Source organism: Nonomuraea wenchangensis (assembly GCF_900111685.1).
Taxonomy (GTDB): Bacteria; Actinomycetota; Actinomycetes; order Streptosporangiales; family Streptosporangiaceae; genus Nonomuraea; species Nonomuraea wenchangensis.
In genome coordinates, this window is record NZ_FOHX01000010.1 from 23,328 (window position 1) to 49,000 (window position 25,673).

At 71.9% G+C, this 25,673-nt stretch carries 19 protein-coding genes and 2 pseudogenes; 15 read left to right on the forward strand and 6 right to left on the reverse strand.

From position 1 onward, the window contains the following. Nucleotides 1–29: 29 nt before the first annotated feature. Nucleotides 30–686, reverse strand: a complete 657-nt coding sequence (locus BMW85_RS28080) for an MBL fold metallo-hydrolase (protein ID WP_091087215.1) — start codon at nt 684–686, stop codon at nt 30–32. A gap of 372 nt (nt 687–1,058) precedes the next feature. On the opposite strand from BMW85_RS28080, the gene uvrA reads away from it, so the two are divergent. The 8 genes and pseudogenes from uvrA to whiA all read left to right on the forward strand — a co-directional run bounded on the left by uvrA (nt 1,059) and on the right by whiA (nt 11,341). After that, nucleotides 1,059–3,899, forward strand: coding sequence for an excinuclease ABC subunit UvrA (uvrA, locus tag BMW85_RS28085; RefSeq protein WP_091087218.1), 2,841 nt, complete (start codon nt 1,059–1,061; stop codon nt 3,897–3,899). A gap of 160 nt (nt 3,900–4,059) precedes the next feature. Next, nucleotides 4,060–4,650 carry a Rieske (2Fe-2S) protein gene (locus tag BMW85_RS51365; protein ID WP_245775116.1) on the forward strand — a complete coding sequence of 197 codons (591 nt, stop codon included), beginning with the start codon at nt 4,060–4,062 and terminating at the stop codon, nt 4,648–4,650. A gap of 102 nt (nt 4,651–4,752) precedes the next feature. Next, nucleotides 4,753–5,211, forward strand: coding sequence for a Rieske (2Fe-2S) protein (locus BMW85_RS28095; RefSeq protein WP_091087221.1), 459 nt, complete (start codon nt 4,753–4,755; stop codon nt 5,209–5,211). A 67-nt stretch (nt 5,212–5,278) separates the two neighbouring features. Then, nucleotides 5,279–5,755: a Rieske (2Fe-2S) protein gene (locus BMW85_RS28100; RefSeq protein ID WP_091087223.1), complete on the forward strand. Its 477-nt coding sequence runs from the start codon at nt 5,279–5,281 to the stop codon at nt 5,753–5,755. Nucleotides 5,756–5,967: 212 nt separating this feature from the next. Beyond that, nucleotides 5,968–7,887 (forward strand): annotated as a pseudogene (gene uvrC, locus BMW85_RS28105) (excinuclease ABC subunit UvrC); the annotation flags it as partial. A 540-nt stretch (nt 7,888–8,427) separates the two neighbouring features. Further along, complete coding sequence (gene rapZ / locus BMW85_RS28110) at nt 8,428–9,294, forward strand: RNase adapter RapZ (RefSeq protein WP_091087225.1); 867 nt, start codon at nt 8,428–8,430, stop codon at nt 9,292–9,294. Beyond that, nucleotides 9,291–10,286: a gluconeogenesis factor YvcK family protein gene (locus BMW85_RS28115; RefSeq protein WP_393188695.1), complete on the forward strand. Its 996-nt coding sequence runs from the start codon at nt 9,291–9,293 to the stop codon at nt 10,284–10,286. Before rapZ ends, BMW85_RS28115 begins: the two co-directional genes overlap by 4 nt. Before the next feature lie 74 nt (nt 10,287–10,360). Further along, nucleotides 10,361–11,341, forward strand: a complete 981-nt coding sequence (whiA, locus tag BMW85_RS28120; protein ID WP_026214667.1) for a DNA-binding protein WhiA — start codon at nt 10,361–10,363, stop codon at nt 11,339–11,341. A 558-nt stretch (nt 11,342–11,899) separates the two neighbouring features. Here whiA and BMW85_RS28125 read toward each other — a convergent pair. Further along, nucleotides 11,900–12,556: a hypothetical protein gene (locus BMW85_RS28125; protein ID WP_091087228.1), complete on the reverse strand. Its 657-nt coding sequence runs from the start codon at nt 12,554–12,556 to the stop codon at nt 11,900–11,902. 178 nt (nt 12,557–12,734) lie between these two features. Here BMW85_RS28125 and gap point away from each other — a divergent pair, with 178 nt between their 5' ends. The 5 genes from gap to BMW85_RS28150 all read left to right on the forward strand — a co-directional run bounded on the left by gap (nt 12,735) and on the right by BMW85_RS28150 (nt 16,545). Next, on the forward strand, nt 12,735–13,739 hold the full coding sequence (gap, locus tag BMW85_RS28130; RefSeq protein WP_091087229.1) for a type I glyceraldehyde-3-phosphate dehydrogenase: 1,005 nt from the start codon (nt 12,735–12,737) through the stop codon (nt 13,737–13,739). A gap of 86 nt (nt 13,740–13,825) precedes the next feature. Beyond that, on the forward strand, nt 13,826–15,013 hold the full coding sequence (locus BMW85_RS28135) for a phosphoglycerate kinase (protein ID WP_091087232.1): 1,188 nt from the start codon (nt 13,826–13,828) through the stop codon (nt 15,011–15,013). After that, on the forward strand, nt 15,014–15,796 hold the full coding sequence (gene tpiA / locus BMW85_RS28140) for a triose-phosphate isomerase (RefSeq protein ID WP_091087234.1): 783 nt from the start codon (nt 15,014–15,016) through the stop codon (nt 15,794–15,796). 99 nt (nt 15,797–15,895) lie between these two features. Then, nucleotides 15,896–16,126, forward strand: coding sequence for a preprotein translocase subunit SecG (secG, locus tag BMW85_RS28145; RefSeq protein ID WP_020544771.1), 231 nt, complete (start codon nt 15,896–15,898; stop codon nt 16,124–16,126). 74 nt (nt 16,127–16,200) lie between these two features. Continuing rightward, a complete protein-coding gene (locus BMW85_RS28150) occupies nt 16,201–16,545 on the forward strand; it encodes an RNA polymerase-binding protein RbpA (protein ID WP_084685755.1) in 345 nt (114 codons plus the stop codon). Between the two features lie 61 nt (nt 16,546–16,606). Here BMW85_RS28150 and BMW85_RS28155 read toward each other — a convergent pair whose 3' ends face one another. After that, nucleotides 16,607–18,208: an amidohydrolase gene (locus BMW85_RS28155; protein ID WP_091087236.1), complete on the reverse strand. Its 1,602-nt coding sequence runs from the start codon at nt 18,206–18,208 to the stop codon at nt 16,607–16,609. Nucleotides 18,209–18,234: 26 nt separating this feature from the next. After that, nucleotides 18,235–19,611: an NAD(P)/FAD-dependent oxidoreductase gene (locus BMW85_RS28160; protein ID WP_091087238.1), complete on the reverse strand. Its 1,377-nt coding sequence runs from the start codon at nt 19,609–19,611 to the stop codon at nt 18,235–18,237. Between the two features lie 391 nt (nt 19,612–20,002). Between BMW85_RS28160 and BMW85_RS28165 the strand changes: the two genes are divergently transcribed. Continuing rightward, a complete protein-coding gene (locus BMW85_RS28165; RefSeq protein ID WP_091087240.1) occupies nt 20,003–21,025 on the forward strand; it encodes a GNAT family N-acetyltransferase in 1,023 nt (340 codons plus the stop codon). Between the two features lie 79 nt (nt 21,026–21,104). Here the strand turns inward: BMW85_RS28165 and BMW85_RS28170 are convergent. Next, a pseudogene (locus BMW85_RS28170) lies at nt 21,105–21,641 on the reverse strand (Clp protease N-terminal domain-containing protein); the annotation flags it as partial. Between the two features lie 75 nt (nt 21,642–21,716). Here BMW85_RS28170 and BMW85_RS28175 point away from each other — a divergent pair. Continuing rightward, nucleotides 21,717–22,601 carry a hypothetical protein gene (locus BMW85_RS28175; protein WP_143082424.1) on the forward strand — a complete coding sequence of 295 codons (885 nt, stop codon included), beginning with the start codon at nt 21,717–21,719 and terminating at the stop codon, nt 22,599–22,601. Here the strand turns inward: BMW85_RS28175 and BMW85_RS28180 are convergent. Further along, a complete protein-coding gene (locus BMW85_RS28180) occupies nt 22,595–25,498 on the reverse strand; it encodes an AfsR/SARP family transcriptional regulator (RefSeq protein ID WP_177240922.1) in 2,904 nt (967 codons plus the stop codon). The two genes, BMW85_RS28175 and BMW85_RS28180, sit on opposite strands and share 7 nt — an antisense overlap. Between the last annotated feature and the right edge of the window lie 175 nt (nt 25,499–25,673).

Here is a 25,673-nt window from a genome sequence, read left to right on the forward strand (position 1 = left end):
GCCCGCCGCTGACCTCGCAGCCGGCGCGGCTACCAGCCCCGGGCCTTCCACTCCGGCAGGGAGGGACGCTCGGCGCCGAGAGTGGTGTCCTTGCCGTGGCCCGGGTAGACCCAGGTCTCGTCCGGCAGGCGGTCGAAGACGCGGGTGACCACGTCGTCGTAGAGCTGGGTGAAGCGCTCGGCGTCCTTCCAGGTGTTGCCGACCCCGCCCGGGAACAACGAGTCGCCGGTGAACAGGTGCGGCCCCGCCTCGCCGCCGTCGTACAGCAGGGCGATGGAGCCCGGCGTGTGACCGCGCAGGTGGATGACCTCCAGCGAGACGCCGTCCAGCGGGATCGTCTCGCCGTGCTCGACCGTGCGGCCGGCCGGCACCGGGAGCGCGGGGGCGTCGAGCGGATGCGCGATCACCTGGGCGCCCGTCACCTTGGCCACCTGCTCCAGCGCCTGCCAGTGGTCGCCGTGCTGGTGCGTCGTGACGATCGCGCCGAGCGGCTGGTCGGCGATCAGCGCGAGCAGGCGGTCGGCCTCGGCGGCGGCGTCGATGAGCAGGCCCTCACCGGTCTCCGTGCAGCGCAGCAGATAGGCGTTGTTGTCGAACGGGCCGACGGCGAGCTTGGAGATGGTCAGCGCGGGCAGCTCGCGCACGTCGGCGGGACCGCCGACCTGGACGTCACCTGTGTAGGTCATGAACAGTCCTTCTCGGGGGCGTCGCGGGCAGATCAGCGGGGCCGGCATCGTCGGCCACGACGGCGGGGGTGAGGACCACCCCGCGCGGCCGGGCAGGAACGTCCGCCCCACGAGCACCAGCCTAACGCCCTCACCCCTGGATCTCCCCGCGCGCCGGACCGGCATGTCGGCCGGCGGCCCGGCCACGTCCCGTCAGGGCATAAAACTCCAGGTCAAGGCGTTGAGTTCCGAAGGCATCCTGGCGAGCTGCCGGATGGCCGTAATCTGAGAGGGACGGGTTTTCGGAGGACGCACCGCGGGCCGCCGAAATTGTCGGAGCCCCCGTCTACCATCCCCCGTGGACCTATCCGCCTTTCGACTACCGGGATCGCCGTGGCCGACCGCCTGATCGTGCGTGGTGCACGAGAACACAACCTCAAGGACGTCTCGCTCGATCTGCCGCGAGACTCGCTGATCGTCTTCACCGGCCTTTCCGGCTCGGGCAAGTCGAGCCTGGCCTTCGACACGATCTTCGCTGAGGGCCAGCGGCGCTACGTCGAGTCGCTGTCGGCGTACGCCCGCCAGTTCCTCGGCCAGATGGACAAGCCCGACGTCGACTTCATCGAGGGCCTGTCGCCCGCGGTGTCGATCGACCAGAAGGCCACCAGCAAGAACCCCCGTTCGACCGTCGGCACCATCACCGAGGTCTACGACTACCTCCGCCTGCTGTGGGCCCGCATCGGCAAGCCGCACTGCCCCGTGTGCCGGCGCCCCATCGCCCGCCAGACGCCGCAGCAGATCGTCGACCGCGTGATGGACCTCGACGAGGGCACCCGCTTCCAGGTGCTCGCGCCGGTCGTGCGCGGGCGCAAGGGCGAATACGCCGAGCTGTTCCGCGAGCTGCAGACCAAGGGCTTCGCGCGGGCCAGGGTCGACGGCACGGTGGTGCGGCTGGAGGAGCCGCCGACACTGAAGAAGTACGAGAAGCACGACATCGAGGTCATCGTCGACCGGTTGTCGGTCAAGGAGTCGGCGCGCCGCAGGCTCAACGACTCCGTCGAGACGGCGCTGCAGCTGTCCGGCGGCACGATCACCCTCGACTTCGTCGACCTGCCCGAGGACGACCCGGGCCGTGAGCGGTTCTACTCCGAGCACCTCTACTGCCCCTATGACGACCTGTCGTTCGAGGAGCTGGAGCCGCGTTCGTTCTCCTTCAACTCCCCGTTCGGCGCCTGCCCCGAGTGCACCGGCCTCGGCACCAAGATGGAGGTCGACCCCGACCTGGTGGTGCCCGACCCGGAGCGCACGCTGCGCGAGGGCGCGCTGCACCCGTGGTCCGGCGGCCACACCAGCGAATACTTCGTACGGATGATCGAGGCCCTGGGCAACACCATGGGCTTCGGCCTCGACACCCCGTGGGAGCAACTGCCGAAGAAGGCGCAGAAGGCCCTGCTCTACGGCTGCGACGAGCAGGTCCACGTCCGCTACAGCAACCGCTACGGCCGCCAGCGCTCCTACTACACCGACTACACCGGCGTCATCACCTGGGTGCAGCGCCGCCACGCCGAGGCGGAGAGCGACTCGAGCCGCGAGCGGTTCGAGGGCTACATGCGCGAGATCCCGTGCCCGGCCTGCAAGGGCGCCCGGCTCAAGCCGGTCACCCTGGCCGTCACGGTGGCCGAGAAGTCGATCGCCGACGTCGCCTCGATGTCCATCGGCGAGTGCGCCCGGTTCCTGGCCGAGCTCAAGCTGTCCGACCGCGACATGCACATCGCCGAGCGGGTGGTCAAGGAGATCAACGCCCGCCTCGGGTTCCTGCTCGACGTGGGCCTCGACTACCTCACCATGGACCGCGCCGCGGCCACCCTGGCCGGCGGCGAGGCCCAGCGCATCCGGCTGGCCACGCAGATCGGCTCCGGCCTGGTCGGCGTCCTCTACGTGCTGGACGAGCCCTCCATCGGCCTGCACCAGCGCGACAACCTGCGGCTGCTCGACACGCTCGTCAGGCTGCGCGACATGGGCAACACGCTGATCGTGGTCGAGCACGACGAGGACACCATCGCCGCCGCCGACTGGGTGGTCGACATCGGCCCCGGCGCGGGCGAGCACGGCGGCCAGGTCGTCGTGTCCGGCACCGTACAGGAGCTGCTGAGCAGCGAGGAGTCGCTGACCGGGCAATACCTGTCGGGCCGGCGCAGCATCGAGGTGCCGTCCGGGCGGCGCAAGCGCGACAAGAAGCGGCAGATCACCGTCAAGGGCGCGCGCGAGCACAACCTCAAGGGCGTCGACATCGACTTCCCGCTCGGCGTGTTCACCGCCGTCACCGGTGTGTCGGGGTCGGGCAAGTCGACGCTGGTCAACGACATCCTCTACAACGCGCTGGCCAAGGAGCTCAACGGGGCGCGCACAGTGCCGGGGCGGCACTCGCGCATCAACGGCATGGACCTCGTGGACAAGGTCGTCCACGTCGACCAGTCGCCGATCGGGCGCACCCCGCGCTCCAACCCGGCCACCTACACCGGCGTCTTCGACCACGTCCGCAAGCTGTTCGCGGCCACGACGGAGGCCAAGGTCCGCGGCTACCAGCCCGGGCGCTTCAGCTTCAACGTCAAGGGCGGCCGCTGCGAGGCGTGCGCGGGCGACGGCACCATCAAGATCGAGATGAACTTCCTGCCGGACGTCTACGTCCCCTGCGAGGTCTGCCACGGCGCCCGTTACAACCGGGAGACGCTGGAGGTCCACTACAAGGGCCGGACGATCTCCGAGGTGCTCGACATGCCGATCGAGGAGGCGCTCGGCTTCTTCGACGCCATCCCGGCGATCCGGCGTCACCTGCAGACCCTGCACGACGTGGGCCTCGGCTACGTACGGCTCGGGCAGCCGGCCACCACGCTCTCCGGCGGCGAGGCGCAGCGCGTCAAGCTCGCCTCCGAGCTGCAGCGGCGGCAGACCGGCCGGACGATCTACGTGCTCGACGAGCCCACCACCGGTCTGCACTTCGAGGACATCCGCAGGCTGCTGGGCGTGCTCGGGCGGCTGGTCGACGGGGGCAACACCGTCATCGTCATCGAGCACAACCTCGATGTCATCAAGACGGCCGACTGGATCATCGACATGGGGCCCGAGGGCGGCTCGCGGGGCGGCACGCTCGTCGCCAGCGGCACGCCGGAGGAGGTCGCGCTGGTCGAGGAGAGCCACACGGGGCGGTTCCTGCGAAAGATCCTGTCTGTCTGAGCGCCTTTACGAGCGCCGGTTGAGCCGACGCCGGTCCCGCCGGGAAGCCGTACCCGGAGGCGGGACCGGCGGGGTACGGCAATACAGTTGTCGCACGGGTAACGGCCTGACCTGCAGGGGGTCAGCGGCGACGCGAAGGGTCGAGGCGATCATGACAGCTATGGAGCGGGGCGGAGCCATGCCTGGAATCGGGCGGCCTGAGGACACGACGCTGCAGGAGCGGAGCGGCGTGGTCGGACGGGCGGCGGGTGACATGGCCGGACGCGAGGACGGTGGCGTGGCCGGACGCGAGGACGGTGGCGCCGGACGGGGGTCGGCGCGGGAGTCCGTGCGAGAGTCCACGCAGGGGTCCGGGGGCGTGCCCGGGCGGCGTGAGGTGCTGGGGGTGGCAGGAGTGGCGGTGTGCGGCGTGGCGCTGGCCGCCTGCGGCACGGGCGACGCCAAGTCGCGGCCCACCCTGAAGGGGCAGGTCATCGCCAAGACGGCCGACGTGCCCGTGGGCGGCGGCAAGCTCCTCGGCGACCTGAAGCTCGTGGTGACGCAGCCGCAGCAGGGCGTCTACAAGGCGTTCAGTGCGGCCTGCACGCACAAGGGCTGCACCGTCAGCACGCCGAAGGACAACGTCATCACGTGCGCCTGCCACGGCAGTGAGTTCGCCGCCGACAGTGGCGCCCCCAAGAAAGGGCCGGCCACCGCGCCGCTGACCGCCATCGAGGTCAAGGTGGAAGGCGACGGCATCGTGGTGGCCTGAGCAGGTATTTCTACGTGGTCCCCCGGATTGGGTTCGGGCACGCTGAACCGGCGCGCGGGCGCTGCCCGTACCTGAAGGAGAAGCAACCTGGGAGGACGCACCATGACGGATACGACGCGCCGGACGATGATGCTGGGCGCGGGAGGCGCCGGGCTCGCGGCGTTCCTGACGGCGTGCGCGAGCTACGGCACGCCGACGACCGAGGCCAGCGCGGCGCCCGAGGACGAGCCGGCCGACGAGGCGTCGTCCGCGGCGCCGAAGAAGAAGTCGGCCAAGAAGGCGCTGGCTGACGCCTCCGACATCGAGGTGGGCGGCGGCAAGGTCTTCGAGGCGCAGAAGATCGTGGTCACGCAGCCGGTGGAGGGCGACTTCAAGGCGTTCTCGGCGGTCTGCACGCACGCGGGCTGCACGGTCGCCACCGTCCAGAACAAGACGATCAACTGCCCGTGCCACGGCAGCAAGTTCAGCATCGAGGACGGCTCGGTCACCGACGGACCCGCGCCCGAGCCGCTCAAGGAGAAGAAGATCACGGTGGACGGCGGCAAGATCCGCCTGGCTTAGCGGACCGGTGGGCGTCTCTCATGCAGGTCTCATGAATTTCTCACCTGGCTGCGGTTGGGTGATCCGCATGGGAGATGACCTTCGAAGCCGACGGGTAGTGATAGCGGGCGTCGGCGCAGGTGGCCTCACGCTGGCCCTCGCGGCCTGTGGCGGCACCGACACGGCGACCGGCACCGATGCGCCGACCAGCGGCGATGCCACCGGCTCTGCCGCGCCCAAGGCGGGCGCAGGTGAGTCCAGCGCGCCGCAGGCCGGCGGCGCAGCACTGGCCAAGACGGCCGACATTCCCGTGGGGGGCGGCACGATCCTCAAGGACCAGAAGATCGTGGTCGTGCAGCCCACCGAGGGGGAGTTCAAGGCGTTCAGCGCGGTCTGCACGCACAAGGGGTGCGTGGTGGGCAGCGTCGACGGTGGCACCATCGTCTGCCCGTGCCACAACAGCAAGTTCAACATCGCCGACGGGGCTGTGACGGGCGGGCCTGCACAGGGGCCGCTGCCGGAGCAGGTGATCAAGGTCGAGGGTGACCAGATCATCCTGGCCTGACCGATGGTGATCCGATTGACGGTCGCCTGAGCGACGGTGATGAGCGCGCGAGGACGCGGGTCCGCCCATGGCGCGAAGGCGGGCCCGCGTCCTCGTGTCCCGGCGCCGGCGGCGTGCGGTGGGGTGCGGTGGGGTGGGCTCCTTGGTGGGCGGATGAGTCTGTCGGTGGGGGCTACTAGGCTTCAAATGTGGCGAGATCTGCGCGCAGTCCTGTGAGTTTCCGGCCGAAGCCGGGTTCGATCCCCGAGTCCCCGGGGGTCTACCGGTTCAGGGACGCCCACGGCCGGGTGATCTACGTCGGCAAGGCCAAGAGCCTGCGCCAGCGGCTCAACTCGTACTTCGCCGACTTCTCCGCGCTGCACCCGCGCACGCAGTCGATGCTGACCACCGCCGCCGACGTGGACTGGACCGTCGTCGGCACCGAGGTCGAGGCGCTGCAGCTCGAATACTCCTGGATCAAGGAGTTCGACCCGCGCTTCAACGTCAAATACCGCGACGACAAGTCCTACCCCTACCTCGCGGTCACGATGGGGGAGGACTTCCCGCGCGTGCAGGTCATGCGCGGCGCCAAGCGCAAGGGCACCCGCTACTTCGGCCCCTACTCGCACGCCTGGGCCATCCGCGAGACCGTCGACCTGCTGCTTCGCGTCTTCCCCGTACGCACGTGCAGCGCCGGGGTGTTCAAGCGGGCCGGGCAGATCGGCCGCCCCTGCCTGCTCGGCTACATCGACAAGTGCTCCGCGCCGTGCGTCGGCCGGGTCACCCCCGACGAGCACCGCGAGCTGGCGGAGGACTTCTGCGACTTCATGGCGGGCAACACCAGCCGCTTCATCAAGCGGCTGGAGAAGGAGATGCGCGCCGCCGCCTCCGAGCAGGAGTACGAGCGCGCCGCCCGGCTCAGGGACGACGTCCAGGCGCTGCAGCGCGCGCTGGAGAAGCAGGCGGTCGTGCTCGGCGAGGGCACCGACGCCGACGTCATCGCCCTGGCCGAGGACCCGCTCGAAGCCGCCGTCATGGTCTTCTACGTGCGCGGCGGGCGCATCCGCGGCCAGCGCGGATGGGTGGTCGACAAGGTCGAGGAGACCACGCCGGGCGAGCTGGTCGAGCAGTTCCTGCTGCAGATGTACGGCGAGGCCGGCGCCGAGTCGATGCCGCGTGAGGTGCTCGTACCCGCTCTGCCGCCCGACTGCGAGGCGGTCGCCGAGCTGCTGAGCGAGCAGCGCCGGGCCCGCGTCGAGGTCCGCGTGCCGCAGCGCGGCGACAAGCGCACGCTCATGGAGACCGTCGCGCGCAACGCCAAGGAGTCGCTGGCCCAGCACAAGATCCGGCGAGCCAGCGACCTCACCACCCGCAGCAAGGCGCTGCAGGAGATCGCCGACGCGCTCGACCTCGACCAGGCGCCGTTGCGCATCGAGTGCTACGACGTCTCCCACCTGCAGGGCGAGAACGTCGTCGCGTCCATGGTGGTCTTCGAGGACGGCCTGGCGCGCAAGAGCGAATACCGGCGCTTCTCGGTCAAGACCAAGGAGGGCGACGTCGCCTCGATCCACGAGGTGATCCTCCGCCGGTTCCGCCGCTACCTGCAGGAACGGTCCGACACGGGCGAGCTGGTCCCCGACGAGTACGACGAGGACGGCGGGCACGGCGGGGAGGGCGCTCACGGCCCGATCGACCCTGAGACGGGCCGGCCGCGCAAGTTCGCCTACCCGCCCAACCTGGTCGTGGTCGACGGCGCCGGCCCCCAGGCGGCCGCGGCCCAGCGCGCGCTCGACGAGCTCGGCATCGACGACGTGGCGGTGTGCGGGCTGGCCAAGCGGCTGGAGGAGGTCTGGCTGCCGGACGACGACCAGCCGGTGATCATGCCTCGGTCCAGTGAAGGGCTCTATCTGCTGCAGCGGGTGCGTGACGAGGCTCACCGCTTCGCCATCACCTACCACCGGTCGAAGCGGTCGCGCAGCGTCAAGGAGAGCGCGCTCGACGGCGTTCCCGGGCTCGGGCCAGCGCGGCGGCAGGCTTTGCTCAAGCACTTCGGGTCGGTGAAGAAGCTGCGTGAGGCGAGCGTGGCCGAGATCTGCGAGGTGCCGGGCATCGGGCCGGCCATCGCCGAGGTCATCGTCGCCACCCTGGCGGGCGGATCTGCCGGGCCCGCGTCCCCGGAGGGCATGACGGGTAGCGCTGCCGCCGGCCCCAAGGACACAGCAGCTGAGGTGGCGGCGGGTTCTGGGGGCGGGACTGAGGCGGCGGCGCGTTCTGAAGACGGAGCTGAGGCGGCGACGCGTTCCGGGAACGGAGCTGAGGCGGCGACGCGTTCCGGGAACGGGGCTGAGGTGGCGCTGGGTTCTGGGGGCGGTGCTGAGGTGGCGGCGGGTTCCGGGGAGGGGAGCGAGGCGGTGGGGTTTGTGGCCGGGGGTGGAGCCGGGGAGGTCGCGCCTCGGGAAGGTGGAGCGGGGTGAAAGGGCGACGGCGTGCAGGGGCCGCGTCGCGCTCTGCGATCGCCGCCGTCCGCTATGGTGGATGGCGTGCCGCGATGACCGGGCCGGGCGTGCCGGAGGGCCGCCGTGCGGGATGCGCCCGGATCGCTGGGCCGGCGGGCGACGCCGGCCGGGAAGGGCGTTGACATGGACAGCCGTGAGGGCAGTGCCGGTGACCGGACTGACGGGCGGAAAGAGCAGATGAGCGCCGACCCGGCGTTCGTCATCGTGACCGGCATGTCCGGGGCGGGCCGCAGCACGGCGGCCAAGGCCCTGGAGGACCTGGGCTGGTTCGTCATCGACAACCTGCCGCCGGGGCTGCTGTTCGCCATGGCAGAGGAGGCGGGCAAGGTCAAGCTGGCCGCCGACAAGGTCGCCGCCGTGGTCGACGTGCGCAGCCTGGCCTTCACCACCGACCTCAACGCCGCCATCGAAGAGCTGGAGGCCCGCGGGGTCCGGGTGCGGGTGGTGTTCCTGGAGGCCAGCGACGAGGAGCTGGTGCGCCGGTTCGAGAACGTCCGCAGGCCCCACCCGTTGCAGGGCGAGGGGCGGCTGGTCGACGGCATCACCCGCGAGCGGGGCATCCTGCGCGAGGTGCGGGCCAACGCCGACCTGGTGATCGACACCTCCTCGCACAACGTCCACGACCTGCGCAACAAGATCGTCGCGTACTTCGGCGGGGAGGACCGGCCGGGGCTGCGGCTCAACGTGGTGTCCTTCGGCTTCAAGTACGGGTTGCCGGTCGACGCCGACCTCGTCGTGGACTGCCGGTTCCTGCCCAACCCGCACTGGGTGCCTGAGCTGCGGCCCATGAACGGGCTCGACGCCTCCGTCAGCGACTACGTACTCGGGCAGCCGGGCGCCAAGGAGTTCCTCGACGCGTACGAGGAGGTCCTGAAGGTGGTCGCGTCCGGCTACGCCCGCGAGGGCAAGAGCTACGCGACGCTCGCGGTGGGCTGCACGGGTGGCAAGCACCGCAGCGTGGCCATGGCCGAGCAGGTCGCCGCCCGGCTGCGTGACCGCGGCATGGAGGTCCAGGTGAGCCATCGGGATGTGGGGCGGGAGTGACCGATGACGGCGTCGCGGCACCGGCGGACACGCGCGCTGACGACGACCCGCCCGCCGACGGCAGAGGGCCACGGGTCGTGGCGCTCGGGGGCGGGCACGGGCTGTTCGCGTCCCTGTCCGCATTACGGATGGTCACCGACGAGCTGACCGCGGTCGTGACCGTCGCCGACGACGGCGGCTCCAGCGGCCGGTTGCGTCGTGAGCTGGGCGTGCTCCCGCCCGGCGACCTGCGCATGGCGCTGGCGGCGCTGTGCGGCGACGACGAATGGGGCAGCACCTGGAGCGAGGTGGTGCAGCACCGCTTCCGCAGCGAGGGCGACCTGCACGGGCACGCCGTCGGCAACCTGCTGATCGTGGCCCTGTGGGAGCTGCTGGGCGACCCGGTGGCCGGGCTCGACTGGGTCGGGCGGCTGCTGGGCGCGCACGGCCGGGTGCTGCCGATGGCGTCCGTGCCGCTGGACATCGTCGCCGAGGTGGAGCTCGACGGCGTCATCTCGACCGTACGCGGCCAGGTGGCGTGCGCCCTGACCCCCGGCCGCGTCCAGGCCATCTCCCTCGTGCCCGAGGACCCGCCCGCGCGGCCCGAGGCCGTGGCGGCGGTGTCGGAGGCCGACTGGGTGGTGTTCGGGCCTGGATCGTGGTTCACCAGCGTCCTGCCGCACCTCAAAGTGCCCGAACTCGCGAGGGCCCTGCACGCCACCCGGGCCCGCCGGCTCGTCACGCTCAACCTGGCGCCGCAGGCCGGCGAGACCGACGACTTCTCCCCCCAGCAGCATCTGGAGGTGCTCCGGCAGCACGCGCCGGACCTGTCGATCGATGTCGTCCTCGCCGACACCGGCGTGGTCGACGACCCCGACGCACTGGAGAAGGCCGCCGCCGCGCTCGGCGCGCGGCTCGTCATGGCCGACGTGGCGGCCGGCGACGGCTCTCCCCGGCACGACCCACGACGTCTTGCCTCCGTCCTGGACGAGATTTTCCTCCGGAAGCGTTGATCCTGGTCGGCGTGGCGCGAAGGTGCGAGAGACTGGCGTGAGCCGGTCTGAATGGGGGAGAGGACTAAACGCTTATGGCGATGACAGGTGTGGTGAAAGACGAACTGAGCCGCCTGCCGGTGCTGAAGCCCTGCTGCCGCAAGGCCGAGGTTTCCACGCTGCTGCGGTTCGCCAGCGGCCTGCACCTGGTGGGCGGGCGGATCGTGATCGAGGCGGAGCTCGACACCAACGCCACCGCGCGGCGCCTGATCAAGGACATCGGTGAGGTGTTCGGCCACAAGGCGGAGGTGCTCGTGCTGGCCCCCGCCGGCCTGCGCAAGGGCTCCCGTTACGTGGTGCGCGTCTACCGCGACGGCGAGGCGCTCGCCCGCCAGACGGGGTTGATCGACAACCACGGCCGTCCCGTACGCGGCCTGCCGCGGCAGGTGGTGGCCGGCGCCGCGTGTGACGCCGAGGCGGCCTGGCGTGGCGCGTTCCTGGCGCACGGCTCGCTCACCGAGCCGGGACGGTCGATGTCGCTGGAGGTCACCTGCCCGGGGCCCGAGGCGGCGCTGGCGCTCGTGGGCTCGGCGCGGCGGCTGAAGATCCACGCGAAGGCGCGTGAGGTGCGCGGCGTGGACCGGGTCGTCGTACGCGACGGCGACGCCATCAGCGCGCTGCTCACCCGCCTGGGGGCGCACGACAGCGTCCTGGCCTGGGAAGAACGGCGGATGCGCCGCGAGGTGCGGGCCACCGCCAACCGGCTGGCCAACTTCGACGACGCCAACCTGCGGCGTTCGGCGAGGGCCGCGGTCGCCGCCGGGGCGCGGGTGCAGCGGGCGCTGGAGATCCTCGGCGACGAGGCGCCTGAGCACCTCGTGGTGGCCGGGCGGCTGCGGGTGGAGCACAAGCAGGCGTCCCTGGAGGAGCTGGGGCAGATCGCCGACCCGCCGCTGACCAAGGACGCGATCGCGGGGCGGATCAGGCGGTTGCTGGCGATGGCGGACAAGCGGGCGTCCGATCTCGGCATCCCCAACACCGAGGCCAACCTCACCGTCGACATGCTTGCTCCCTGACGCTTTTTTAGATCCATCCTTTACGGCAAGGCCAGGTCGGCCGCACGCGCCGACGTGGGTGCCCGTCCGTCATGGCCGGTCGTGAAGGCTCACGGGGCGCTCGCCGTGACGAGCGCCTGCTCGGCCGGGTTCCGTGGTTCATGGCGACCGTCGCGCGACCAGCGTGGCGACCAGAGCGGAGACCGGCGTGGGCTGGTGTGGTGGGTGACCGGCATGCGGCTGGCGTGGCGATGGGCAAGCGGCTGGTGCGCAGCTGGCGTGGCGACCCGCATGCGACGGTGTGGCGACCGGCATGTGACCGGCGCGCGGCAGGCCCAGGCCGGATGCCGCCCGCGGACACCGGAAGCGAGCGCCCTTCGTCACCGGCAGCGGGCCGCCCCTCGCCGTCGGGAGCGATGCCGAGGTGGCGGTGCCGAAGGGGCGGTGCCAAGGTGGCGGTGCTGAAAGGGCGGTGCCAAGGCGGCGATGCCGAAGTGGCGGCGTCGAAGCGGTGGCGGCGACGTGGCGGCGACGTGGTGGCGACGTGGTGGCGACGTGGCGGCGAGGCCGGTGGCTGGGTTAGTCGCGGGCCGGTTTGCGGGGAGCGAACAGGTCTGTGGTGGGCTGCTGGGTCGGGGGCTGGGCGGGTTCGAAGGGGGCGCGGTACTCCGCCTCCTCCCGGCCGTCTCCCTCGGTCTCCGCCCCGCGGCGGTGGGCGCGGCGGACGCCGAGGACGCGCAGGGTGACCAGCAGGAGGGCGGCCAGGGCGGCGACGGCGAGGTAGAGCCAGGCGGCCCAGGTCTCCGCGATCGGGTCACGGTAGAGGTTGGGCGCGTGCGGGAGGCCGGCGGTGAAGTTGTCCCATGTGATGTCCGCCACGGTGACGTCCGGCAGGGCGGCGGGGTCGGGTCCGTCGGGCGGGGTGCGCAGGGAGGCGCCGATCATGATCGAGGAGCCGAGCACCTGCCCGGCGGCCATGGCGGCCCCGGCGTAAAGGGCGGACACGGGGATCAGCGTGAGCGCGCGCGGGCGGGCCGCGCCGGCCCCCAGCGCGACCAGGAGCGCGACCAGCAGGGACGACACCAGCGAGAGTGGGTGCCCGTTGCCGAACGCCGTGACGCCTGTGGGCAGGCGGTTCTGGAACAGCACGGCCGCCCCCAGCGCGGCGGCGGCGACGAGCGCCGCGATCAGGCCCAGCGCTAGTCCGGTAAGCAGCCCGGACCGGTTATGTGACATCTCAGCCCCCAGAGAATGCACGATTTTACTCTAATGAGTCGGGCACTTTACTCGAAGGTCGCAAAAAGTGTGTGTAGCACCCGCGTGCGCAGGGCGGGGGTCGCAGTGGTCTAAACCAATTTAGGTCCGATAGTGTTCGGGTTGAGGTTTCAGCCCGCCATCTGTTCGAGGAGATCGCGTGAGCATCCGCGTAGGCGTCAACGGCTTCGGCCGCATCGGCCGCAACTTCTGGCGCGCTGTCGCCGCCAGCGGCAAGGACATCGAGATCGTCGCGGTCAACGACCTGACCGACAACGCGACGCTCGCCCACCTTCTGAAGTACGACAGCATCCTGGGCCGCCTGCCCTACGAGGTGAAGGCCACCAGCGACGAGATCACCGTCGACGGCAAGGCGATCAAGGTCTTCGAGGAGCGCGACCCGGCCAAGCTGCCCTGGGGCGACCTCGGCGTGGACGTCGTCGTCGAGTCGACCGGCCTGTTCACCGACGCCAACAAGGCCAGGGCGCACGCCGACAACGGCGCGAAGAAGGTCATCATCTCCGCTCCGGCGAAGAACGAGGACGTCACGATCGTCATGGGAGTCAACGACTCCTCCTACGACCCGGCCAAGCACACGATCGTCTCCAACGCGTCCTGCACCACCAACTGCCTGGCGCCCATGGCCAAGGTCATCCACGACTCCTTCACCATCGAGAAGGGTCTGATGACCACCATCCACGCCTACACGCAGGACCAGAACCTGCAGGACGGCCCGCACAAGGACCTGCGCCGCGCCCGCGCCGCCGCGCTCAACGTGGTGCCCACCTCGACCGGCGCCGCCAAGGCCATCGGCCTGGTGCTGCCGGAGCTCAAGGGCAAGCTGGACGGCTTCGCGATGCGCGTGCCGATCCCCACGGGCTCGGCCACCGACCTCACCGTCGAGGTCGGCCGCGACGTCACGGTCGACGAGGTCAACGCCGCGGTCAAGGCCGCCGCCGAGGGCCCGCTCAAGGGCATCCTCACCTACACCGAGGACCAGATCGTCTCCTCCGACATCGTCACCGACCCGGCCTCCTGCATCTTCGACGCCGGCCTCACCAAGGTCATCGGCAACCAGGTCAAGGTCGTCGGCTGGTACGACAACGAGTGGGGCTACTCCAACCGCCTCGTCGACCTGATCGAGCTGGTCGGCCGCGGGCTCTGACCCGGTTGACCCGGCCGGCCCCGGCCGGCCACGACCATGTGCCGGGGCGCGCGCCGCGCGCCCCGCGGGAACAGGAGCATGAGAGCATGCGCACGCTCGACGATCTCGACGTGAAGGGTCGGCGCGTGCTGGTGCGCGCCGACCTCAACGTCCCCCTCGACGGGGAGACGATCACCGACGACGGCCGCATCCGCGCGTCGGTGCCGACGATCAAGGCGCTGGCCGGCCGCGGCGCCAGGGTCGTCGTCTGCGCCCATCTGGGCAGGCCCAAGGGCCAGGTCAACCCGAAGTACTCGCTGCGTCCGGTCGCCGTCCGCCTGGGCGAGCTGCTGGGCCAGGACGTCGCCTTCGCCACCGACGTGGTGGGCGACAGCGCCCGCGCCACGGTCGAGGCGCTCCAGGACGGCCAGGTGGCGCTGCTGGAGAACCTGCGCTTCGAGCCGGGCGAGGACTCCAAGGACGACGCCGCGCGCGGCGCGTTCGCCGAGCAGCTGGCCGGCCTCGCCGAGCTCTACGTGGGCGACGGCTTCGGCGCGGTGCACCGCAAGCACGCCAGCGTCTACGACGTGCCGAAGATCCTGCCGCACGCGGCGGGCGGGCTGATCGTCGCCGAGGTCGAGGTGCTGCGCAAGCTCACCGAGCAGCCCGAGCGCCCGTACGTCGTGGTGCTGGGCGGCGCCAAGGTCTCCGACAAGCTCGGCGTCATCGCCAACCTGCTCACCAAGGTCGACCGGCTGCTCATCGGCGGCGGCATGGCCTACACCTTCCTCAAGGCCCAGGGTCACGAGGTCGGCAGGTCGCTGCTCCAGGAGGACCAGCTCGACCAGGTGCGCGGCTTCCTCTCCGAGGCCGCCGAGCGCGGCGTGGAGCTCGTGCTGCCGGTCGACGTGCTGGCCGCCACCGAGTTCGCCGCCGACGCCGAGCACGAGACGGTCGAGGCGACCGCGATCCCGGCCGACCGCGAGGGGCTCGACATCGGGCCGAAGACCCGCGAGCTGTTCGCCGCCAAGCTGGCCGACGCCAAGACCGTCTTCTGGAACGGCCCGATGGGCGTGTTCGAGTTCGACGCCTTCTCCGGCGGCACCAGGGCCGTGGCCGAGGCGCTCATCGCCTCCGGCGCCTTCACCGTGGTGGGCGGCGGCGACTCCGCTGCCGCCGTGCGCGGGCTCGGCCTGCCCGAGGACGGCTTCTCGCACATCTCCACGGGTGGCGGCGCCAGTCTCGAATACCTTGAGGGGAAGACCCTCCCCGGACTCGCCGCTCTGGAGGAGTAGGTGTCGCAGCGCAAGCCGCTCATGGCGGGCAACTGGAAGATGAACCTCAACCACCTTGAGGCCATCGCGCTGGTCCAGAAGCTGGCCTTCGCTCTCAACGACAAGGACTTCGACCGGACCGAGGTCGCCGTCCTGCCGCCGTTCACCGACCTGCGCAGCGTCCAGACCCTGGTCGACGGCGACAAGCTCAGGATCGTCTACGGCGCCCAAGACCTCTCCGCGCACGACGGCGGGGCCTACACCGGCGAGGTGTCCGGCCCCATGCTCGCCAAGCTGGGCTGCACCTACGTCGTCATCGGCCACTCCGAGCGGCGCCAGTACCACGGCGAGGACGACGACGTCGTCAACGCCAAGGTCCAGGCGGCCTACCGGCACTCGCTCACGCCCATCCTGTGCGTCGGCGAGGGCCTGGCGGTGCGCCAAGAGGGCGGTCACATCGCGCACAGTCTCGGCCAACTCGACGGCGCTCTGCGCAAGATCTCGGCCGAGCAGGCAAAATCGATAGTGGTGGCCTACGAACCGGTGTGGGCGATCGGCACCGGCGAGGTGGCCACCCCCGACGACGCCCAGGAGGTGTGCGGAGCATTGCGAATCAGACTCGCTGAGCTCTACGACGCCGAAGTGGCCTCGGCGGTCCGTATCCTTTACGGAGGCTCGGTCAAGTCAGGAAATGTCGCAGGAATCATGGCACAACCGGATGTCGATGGCGCCCTCGTGGGCGGTGCCAGCATCGACGCCGGGGAGTTCGCCAAGATCTGCCGATTCTCCGACATGCCTGGCTGAAAGAGCCGTTCGGGGGGTGCGACTTGACAGTACGTCGTACCCTCAGAAGGCAAGTTTGAATCGTCACGCGTAACAGAGCATTGAAGGAACAGGCATACCGTGGAACTCGGAATCTCCATCGCCCTCATCCTGGCGAGCCTTCTCATGATCCTGCTCGTCCTGCTTCACAAGGGCAAGGGTGGTGGCCTGTCTGACATGTTCGGCGGCGGTTTCTCGTCGAACTTCGGCGGTTCCTCCGTGGTGGAGCGCAACCTCGACCGGCTGACCGTGATCACGGGCACCATCTGGTTCGTCTGCATCATCGCTCTCGGGCTGCTTGTGAAGCCCTGAGCAACAAGTTCAACGCGTGACAGTGATTCTCCCCCCGTGTTCGCGCGCGGGGCGATCGAGCGAGGAGTTCATCCGTGGGTAGTGGCAACGCGATCCGTGGCAGCCGAGTCGGCGCCGGCCCTATGGGGGAGGCCGAGCGCGGCGAGGCAGCTCCGAGAGTGCGGGTCTCGTTCTGGTGCGCCAACATGCACGAGACGCGCCCCAGTTTCGCCAGTGACGCGGCCGTCCCCGAGCTGTGGGACTGCCCTCGTTGCGGCCTCCCTGCCGGACAGGACGAGTCGAACCCCCCTGCCCCGCCGAGGAACGAGCCGTACAAGACGCACCTCGCGTACGTCAAGGAGCGCAGGAGCGACAAGGACGGCAAGGCGATCCTGGAGGAAGCACTGGAGCGCCTGCGCGCCAACAAGTCCCCCTGGTAGACGGCGTCACGACGAACCCCCCGCCCGTGAGGGCGGGGGGTTCGCGCGTGTCCGGGGCCTGCTACTGGTGGACCGGCTCGCCGTCGACGAACGTCATCCGCACGCGGGTGGTCCAGATCTCCTCGGGTGGCAGCGCGAACGGGTCGCGGTCCAGCACCACCAGGTCCGCCGGGCGGCCCGCCTCGATCACGCCGGCGGGTGAGCGGTTGATCCAGGCCGAGCCGGAGGTGTAGGCGGCCATGGCCGTGGCCAGGTCGAGCCGCTGGCCCGGCAGGAACGGCGTGCGCGCCGTCGGATAGCCCGCGTGCACCGAGCCGCCGGGCTCGGTGCGGTTGACCGCCACGTGCATGCCCTGGATCGGGTCGGCGTCCGACACCGGCCAGTCGCTGCCCGCGCACAGGCGGGTGCCGTGCTCCAGCAGGTCCCTGAAGGGGTACTGCCACGACGAGCGCGGCTCGCCAAGGTAGGGCAGCGTCAGCTCGTCCATCTGGGCGTGATGGGTGGCCCACAGCGGCTGGAGGTTGGCCGTGACGCCGAGCGCCGCGAAGCGCGGCACGTCCGACGGCTCGATGATCTGCAGGTGCGCGATGTGGTGGCGGTTGGCCGGGTCGGTGCCCTCGAAGCTGTCCAGCGCCTCGCGGACCGCGCGCTCGCCGATCGCGTGGAAGTGCACCTGGAAACCGAGCCGGTCCAGCTCGGCGACGTACTCGCGGAGCTTGGCGGGGTCCACGTAGGACAGGCCGGTGCCGCCGCACAGGCAGTACGGCTCCAGCGTCGCGGCCGTGAAGTTCTCCGTGATGCCGTCCTGCATGATCTTGACCGAGCCGGCCCGGAACCGGTCCAGGCCCTCCGCCTCGGCCCGGCGCGCCACCAGCTCGTCGATCTGCTCGGCGCCGCGGGTTCTGTCCCACCACAGGGCACCCGTCACACGGGCCCTGAGCCGTCCCTGGCGGGCCGCGGACAGGTAGGTGGGCAACTGGTCGTCGGAGCCCGCGTACGAGCCCACGATGGCGTCCTGCCAGCCCGTGACGCCCAGCGAGAACAGGTGCCGCTGCGCGTCCTCCAGCGCCGCGTCCAGGTCACCGGGGGCGGGACGTGGGGTGAGCAGGCCGACGAGGTCCATGGCGCCCTCGTGCAGGACGCCCGACGGGGTGCCGTCGAGGTCGCGCTCGATGCGGCCGTCGGCCGGGTCGGGGGTGTCCCTGGTGATGCCGGCGCGCTCCAGGGCGCGGCCGTTGACCCAGGCGGCGTGGTGGTCGCGCTGGATCAGGTAGGCCGGCCGGTCCAGGTGGTCGAGCTGGGAACGGTGGGGGAGGCCGCCGGGGAAGGCGGACATGTCCCAGCCGCCGCCGTCGATCCACTCCTTGTCCGGGTGGCGCCGGGCGTAGGCGTCGATCGCGGCGAGGTAGGCGTCCAGGCCGTAGACCTCCGACAGGTCGCACTTCGCCCGCTCCAGGCCCGCTTGGACCGGGTGGATGTGGGCGTCGGTGAAGCCGGGCGTCAGCAGGCCGCCGGCCAGGTCGACCGTCTCGTGCGACGGCGCGCGGCGGGCCAGCTCCCCCTCCGCGCCCACGGCGGCGATCCGGCCGCCGGACACCAGCACGGCCGTCTCCCGGACGCCGTCCGGGGTGAAGACGCGGCCGCCGCGGAAGAGGATGTCCATCTGGTCTCCTTCGTGATCTTTACGGTTCAGTGCCCCGTGATGAGGTCGGCGAAGCGGGCCAGGACCGACGTGCGGGGCATCGTGCGCTCGCGCTCGTCGGCCACCCGGTACAGCCGGTACATCGCGTGCACGCCGATCCAGCGCAGCGGCTCGGGCTCCCACGCGCGGACCCTGCGGCCCACCCACGGCAGGGACGTGAGATCCGTCTCCTCGCCGAGCACGAGGTCGCGCAGCGTCCGGCCGGCCAGGTTCGTGGTGGTGACGCCGTGGCCGGTGTAGCCGCCCGCCCAGCCGAGGCCGGTGGAGGGGTCCACGTGGACGGTCGAGCACCAGTCGCGCGGCACGCCGAGCACGCCCGACCAGGCGTGGGCGACCGAGGAGGAGCGGGCCGCGGGGAAGAACTCGGTCAGCAGGCTCCACAGCGCCTCGACCGTCCACTCGTGGGTGTGGCCGCGGGCGTCGATGCGGGAGCCGTACAGGTAGGGGCGACCCCGGCCGCCGAAGGCGATGCGGTCGTCAGCGGTGCGCTGGGCGTACATGTAGTAGTGGGCCATGTCGCCGAGCAGCTCCGCGCCGCGCCAGCCCACCTCGTCCCAGAACGACTGCGGCAGGGGCTCGGTGACGATCATGGAGCTGTTCATCGGCAGCCACTGGCGGCGCAGGCCGCGCAGGCGGGAGGTGAAGCCCTCCGTGGCGCGGATGACGTGGCCGGCGGTCACGGTGCCGTACGGGGTGACCGCGCGGTGCGGGACGATCTCGGTGACCGGCGTGCGCTCGTAGATGGACACGCCGAGGTCCCTGACCACCCTGGCCAGGCCCTGGGCGAGCTTGGCGGGCTGGATGCGGGCGCAGTGCGGGCTCCACGAGCCCTCGATGGCGCCGGCGACCCGCAGGTGGTCGTCGGGGTTCACCAGGCGCAGGTCCTCCTCGCCGATGCCCCAGGGGCGGGCCGACTCGACGCTCTCGCGCAGGCGGGAGACCTGGGCGGGGGTACGGGCCACGTTCAGCACGCCGCCCTTGACCAGGTCGCAGTCGATGCCCTCCTTCTCGCAGACGGCGATGACCTCGTCGATGGAGGTGTACATCTCGCGCTGCAGGCGGCGGGCGCCCTCGCCGTAGCGCTCGTGCGAGCCGGCCAGGTCGCCGGTCAGCCAGCCGCCGTTGCGGCCGGAGGCGCCGAAGCCGGCGAACTCCTGCTCCAGCAGGACCACGCGGAGGGACGGGCGGGCGCGCTTGAGGTAGTACGCGGTCCACAGGCCCGTATAACCGGCGCCGACGATCGCCACGTCGGCATCGAGATCGCCGTCGAGACGGGGGCCGGGGGCGGGGACGCCCATGGACCGGTACCAGAAGGACACGTCGCCGTTCACGAACTCGGACGACAAGGGAACACGCACGCTCATGCCCCCTTATCCTGCTATATCCGGACACTGTGCCGCATCTCGCAACGAAATTCGTGATGGATCCTCAACGAGACCGAGGTGCGCAAGAAGGCACCCAGATTGCCGAGGCCCATTGGGCGGGTGGGTCGGGCCGGGGTGGGGTTCGGGTCGCCGCGTCCGACGTGGGCCGCCCACCGAGGGTCCCACCGAAAGGATCCCGCCGAAAGGATCCCGCCGGGAGGGGCCCGCCGGGAGGGGCCCGCCGGGAGGGGCCCGCCGGGAGGGGCCCGCCGGAAGGCGCCCACCGGGAGGGGCTCGCCGTACCGGCCTCTCTTATCGGGATAAATAGGTTCATTTCGCGATGAAACACGTCGTTAGCGGACGTGTAACACCTTCAGGGCATGCTCGCCGCATGGGATTCTTGCGCATTCGCACCACGGTGGACGAGCGGCCCGGGCGGCTGGCCTCCCTCGCCTCGGCCCTGGCCGAGAGGGGCGGCAACATCCTCGGACTCAGCGTCCAGTCAGACACCGGCGGCACCGTGGACGAGTTCGTCGCCGACATCCCCGCAGGCCCGGAGGCCGTGCGCGAGGCCCTTGAGGCGGCCGGCGGCCGTGAGGTGCGGGTGGTCCCCGCCACCGCCCACGAGCTGACCGACGAGCCCACCCGCGTGCTCCTGCTGGCCTCCCGGCTGCGTACGATGCCGTGGCGACTCCCCGAGCTGCTGGCAGAGCTGCTGCGCGCCGACGACGCCCGGTGGATCTATGGTGATGCCGTGAGTGATCTCCCAGACCCGACCAGGCTCGTCGTGCCCGTCGCCGCCAAGCGCGCGGTCCGGCTGCGCCGCGCCGAGCTCCCGTTCACGCTGACCGAGGCCGCCAGGGCCGCCGCCCTCGCCCGGCTCGCCCAGCCCGCCGCCGGCCAGATGGGCGTCGAGCGCGCGGTCAAGCTGTCCGACGGCGTCGAGGTCACGGTGCGCCCGCTCACCTCCATCTACCGCGAGGCCGTACGCGACCTGCACGACAGGTGCTCGCCGGAGTCGCGCAGGTTCCGCTACTTCACCGCCATGCCCACGCTGCCGCCCCACATGTTCGACCGGCTGTGCGACAGGAACCGGGGACACTCGCTGGTCGCCGGGCACGACGGGCAGGTCGTGGCGATGGCGAACCTGATGTTCACGCCGGACCCCGGCATCGCCGAGATGGCCTTCCTCGTCGAGGACCGCTGGCAGGGGCGCGGTCTGGGCGTGGCCATGGCGCGGATGCTGGTGCGCGCGGCCCGCGACCTTGGATACGCCGAGGTCAGGGCGACCATGCTGTCCGACAACGCGCGGATGCGCCGGCTGCTGGTGTCGCTGGGCGCCACGCTCGGCTACACCGACGACCCCGGCGTGGTGGAGGCGCGGCTGCCGGTCGGCGCGATGGCGGCGGTCTGACGGCGGTTCAGCCGACGCCCTCCTCGCCCTCGCCCTCGCCCGTCCTGTGGTCGGAGGTGTCGGCGTGCGGGTGGATGCCGAGGTGGCGTTCGATGCGTTCCAGGCTCTCCTGGATCTGGGCGAGCCGTTCGTTCAGTGAGCCGGTGCCGGCGAAGAGCATCTCGGGAGGGCGCTCCCTGGAGCCCCGCCCGACGCGGTCGAGCACGCGCTGGCGCAGCCCGGCCGGGTCCGCGCCGACGTCCACGAGCGCCTGGGAGGCCAGCCCTTCGCCCTCCCTGATCAGCCCGAGCAGGATGTGCTCGGTGCCGATGTAGTTGTGGCGCAGCTGCAGCGCCTCGCGCAGTGACAGCTCCAGCACCTTCTTGGCGCTCGGCGTGAACGGGATGTGCCCGCTCGGCGGCTTGCCGTCGTGCTCCGTCTCGCGCTCCACGAACGCGCGTACGCGGTCCTGCTCCACCCCGCTGCTCTCCAGCACCAGCGCGGCCAGCCCCTCGCCCTCGGCGATGAGGCCCAGCAGGATGTGTTCCGTGCCGATGTAGCCGTGGCTCATCGTCCGCGCCTCCTCCTGGGCGAGGACGACGACCCTGCGCGCTCGGTCGGTGAAGCGTTCGAACACCGGGGGCCTCCGTTCGGCTGGGGGGCTGCCTCCACTATGCGCTAGAAAACCCGCCATGTGGGGTATTTGTCCTGTGTGGATCTTGACGAGGTGGCGGACCGCCTGTACGGGCTCTCGCCCCCGGAGTTCACCGCCGCGCGTACGGCCGAGGCCCGCGCGGCCAGGGACGCGGGCGACGCCGGGCTCGCCCGCGAGATAGCCAAGCTGCGCAAGCCAACAGTGTCGGCGGCGGCCGTCAACCGGGCCGCCCGCGCGCACCCCGGCGAGGTGGCCGAGCTGCTGGAGGTGGGGGAGCGGCTGCGCGCCGCCTGGCAGGAGCAGGACCCCGGCGCGCTCGCCGAGCTGACCCGGCGCCGCGGCGAGGTCACCGGCCGGCTCGGCCGGCTCGTCAGGCAGGAGGGCGAGCTGTCGGCCGCCGCGACCGCCGAGGTGGAGCAGACACTGGACGCGGCCGTCGTGGACGCGGGCGCCGCCGAGCAGGTGCGCCGTGGCCGGCTCGCCAGGCCGCTCGCCTACAGCGGCTTCGCGCCCGCGCCCACGCCGCGCGAGCGGCCGGCCCGGAAGACGAGGCCGGAGCCGGAGCGGGGGGAGCGGGCGGGCGGGAAGAGGAAGCCCGCGGCTGGGCCGGGTGCGCGGGCGGGAGGGAAGAGGAAGCCCGCGCCCGAGAACGAGGCCGCCGCCGCTCGCGCCCGGGAAGAGGAGGAGGCCGCGGCGGCTCGTGCCCGGGAAGAGGAGGAGGCGGCGAGGAAGGCCAGGGAACGGGCCGAGGCGCAGGCCGCGCACCGGGAGTGGCAGGAGGCCCTGGAGATCGCCCAGCGGGACTTCGACGAGCGCGCGGCCAAGGTCGAACGGCTGGAGCGCAAACTCGCCAAGGCGCGCCGCAGGCTCGACGACAGCGGGAACCGGCTGGAGGTGGCGCGCCGGGAGGAGCGGCAGGCCCGGCGGCGGCTGGATCAGTGAGCGTCGCTGGAGGATCCCGGCCGAAGGAGCTTCGACCGTACCCGTTCGGCCAGGTCGCGGCGGTGTTGTGACTCGTACAAAGCCAGTGCCTCGCTCCAGGCGGCGTGGGCCCGCTCCGTCTGCCCGAGCGCGTGGTGGGTGTCGCCCAGGCCGACCAGGGTGTCGGCGGCCTGGAAGGCGTTGCCGTTGCCCGCGCGCACGGCCAGGCATTGCTCGTAGAGGTCCAGGGCCCGCTCGTGGGCGCCCTGCCGCAGGGCGAGCCCGCCGAGGGTGTCGAGCGTGGCGGCCTCGCCGCTCTCGTCATGATGGTGGCGGAACAGCGTCAGCGCCTGCTCGCACAGCTCGCGTGCCGTCTCGTGCTCGCCCAGTTGCAGGTGGATCCAGCCCAGGGCGCTGAGCGCGTTCGCCTCCCAGACGAGGTCGCCGGCGTCGTGCTGGATGCGCAGCGCGGCCCGCGCGTGCTCCAGCCCGCGCTCGGGCTGCCCGCGTACACTCCAGACCCAGGCCACCGTGTGGTGCACCTGGGCCTGACCGGAGCGGTCGCCGGCCTGCTCGAACAGCTCCAGCGCCCGGTTCAGGTTCTCCAGCCCTTCGCCGAGCCGGTCCGCGCCGATGTGGGCGTAGGCGTATCCGGCCTGCCAGTGGCAGAGGGCGAGGACGCGCAGGTCGCCGATCCGCCGGGCGGCGGCCAGGGCGACCGTCCAGACGCCGAGCCGTTCGCGGGTGAGGTAACGCCGCAGCAGGAACGTCGTCAGCCCCCACGCGAGCCGCCAGCACGCCTGGTCCAGGCCCAGCTCCTCGGCGAGGAGCTGGGTGGCCGTCAGACCCGGCAGCTCCGCCTCGAACCAGGCGAGCGCGGCGGCGGCGTCCGCGAAAGGCACCGCGCCTGGAGGAGAGACGCCCCTGAGAGGGGCGGGCGAGGAGGGGACGGCGAGCCGGTGCGGCGACAGGAGGCGGTCGGCGGCGCAGGCCGTGGCCGCTTGCGTCTCGACGAGGCGGGACAGCGCCTGGCCGAGCTCCCGCGCGGGCAGGTCCAGGGCAGCCCGCTCGGCGGCGTAGAGCCGTACGAGATCGTGCATCCAGTAGCGGGCGGGGGTGAGCCGGCGGACCAGGCCGGCGGCCTCCAGGGCCGACAGCAGCGTACGCGTCGCGGACATGGGCAGCCCGGCCAGCACCGCCGCGGCGGCCAGCCCGACGTCGGGGCCCGGAGCCGAGCCCAGCAGGAGGAAGAGCCGGGCGGACGTGGCGTCCAGCGCGGCGTAGGAGGACCTGAACACGGCACGCAGGCCGGCGCCGAGGTCGCCGGTCTCCAGGGCGTCGAGCCTGGTGGCCGGGTCCCGCAGCTCCTGCGTCAGCGCGGCCAGGGGGAAGCCGGGGTCGGTGGCGGCGCGGGAGGTCAGCACGCCGAGCGCCAGCGGCAGGCCGCCGCTGTGCTCCACCAGCGCCGCGACCGCGCCAGGGTCGGCCGCCATCCGATCCGCGCCGAGGTGCCGGCGGAGCATGCGCCGGGACTCCTCCTCGGAGAAGGCGCCCACCTTCAGCAGCCTGGCGGAGTGGGTGGTGTGCAGGGCCGTGAGCGGGTTGCGGCTGGTGACGAGCACGGTGCAGCCGGGGCTGCCGGGGATGAGCGAGGTCACCTGGGCGCTGTCGCGGGCGTTGTCCAGGACGACGAGCAGCCGCCGGTCCGCCAGGAGCGAGCGGTACAGCGCGGCCTGCGCCTCCTGCCCGGTGGGGATGACGGCGTCGGGCATGCCCAGCGCGCCGAGGAACTGCCGCAGCACCGTCCCCGGCGGCACCGGCTCCTCGGCCTCGTCGAAGCCGCGGAGGTTCACGTAGAGCTGGCCGTCGGGGTAGCGGTCGCGCCGGGCGTGAGCCCAGTGCAGCGCGAGCCAGGTCTTGCCGATGCCGCCCGGCCCGCTGATCGCGGCGACGCCCACACCGTCGGTGCCGGGCCGGCGCAGGTCGTCGAGCTCCTCCAGCTCATGGTCGCGGTTGGTGAAGGACGGAGGCGGAGCGGGGAGCTGGCACGGCACGGGCAGCACGACCGCCGGCCGGGCCGCCGCCGGTGCGCCGGCCTGCGGGCCGCCGCCGTCCGGTCCCGGCGGGCCGGCGCCGTCCCCGGCGCTGACGGGCGGCGGGTCGGAGCGGAGGATCCGCGACTGCAACCGCCGCAGCTCGTACGTCGGCTCCAGCCCCAGCTCGTCCACCATCCGCCGGCGCAGCCGCCGGTAGACCTCCAGCGCCTCGGTACGCCGCCCGCTCTCGTACAGTGCCCGCATGAGCTGCCCGTGCAGCCGCTCGCGCAGCGGAGCCTCGTCGGCCAGCGCGCTCACCTCGGACACGACGTCGCCGTACCGGTCCAGCGTCAGCAGCACCTCCTGACGCTCCTCCAGCGCGTCGAGCTTGAGCCCGTGCAGCCGCTCGGCCCGCGCCTCGGCGAACGAGCCGGTGACCCCGTCGAGCGGCGCGCCCCGCCACCAGCTCAGCGCCCGTTCGTAATGCGCGAGGGCCTCGGCGTGGCGCCCGGCGGCGGCGGCCTCGCGGGCCAGCGCCACCTGTGACCGGAACAGCGTGAGGTCGATCCCGCCCGCGCCGGGCGACAGCAGGTAGCCGGGCCGGCGGGTCTCGATGACGTCGGCGCCGACCGCGGCGCAGGCCCGGCGTACCTCGGAGACCAGCATTCTGACCCGGGCGGCCGGCGCGCTGGGCATCGGCGGGTCCCAGACCGTCTCGGCCAGGCGCGGCGTCGAGACCACCTGGCCGGCGTGCAGCAGCAGCACGGTCAGCAGCGCTCCCTGCTTGCCGGTGAACGTGACCCGCCCGGCGCCGGCCTCCAGCACGACGGGCCCGAGGAGCCGGAACAGCGGCGCGGGCGCGTCGTGTCCCCGAGCTTCCACCAGCGGCTCCAGAGTCTCCAGTGCCTTGCGACTTCGCGAAAGTGTAGGCGCGGACGGCCGGGAAGATCGTCGAATCGCCGCAGAAAGAGGTCCGGCGAGGGCCGCATGTCCCGTCGCCGGCGCCGGCATGCGCTTTTCCTGCGCCTTCCATACGGGCCCGCGCGCATGCTGCTGC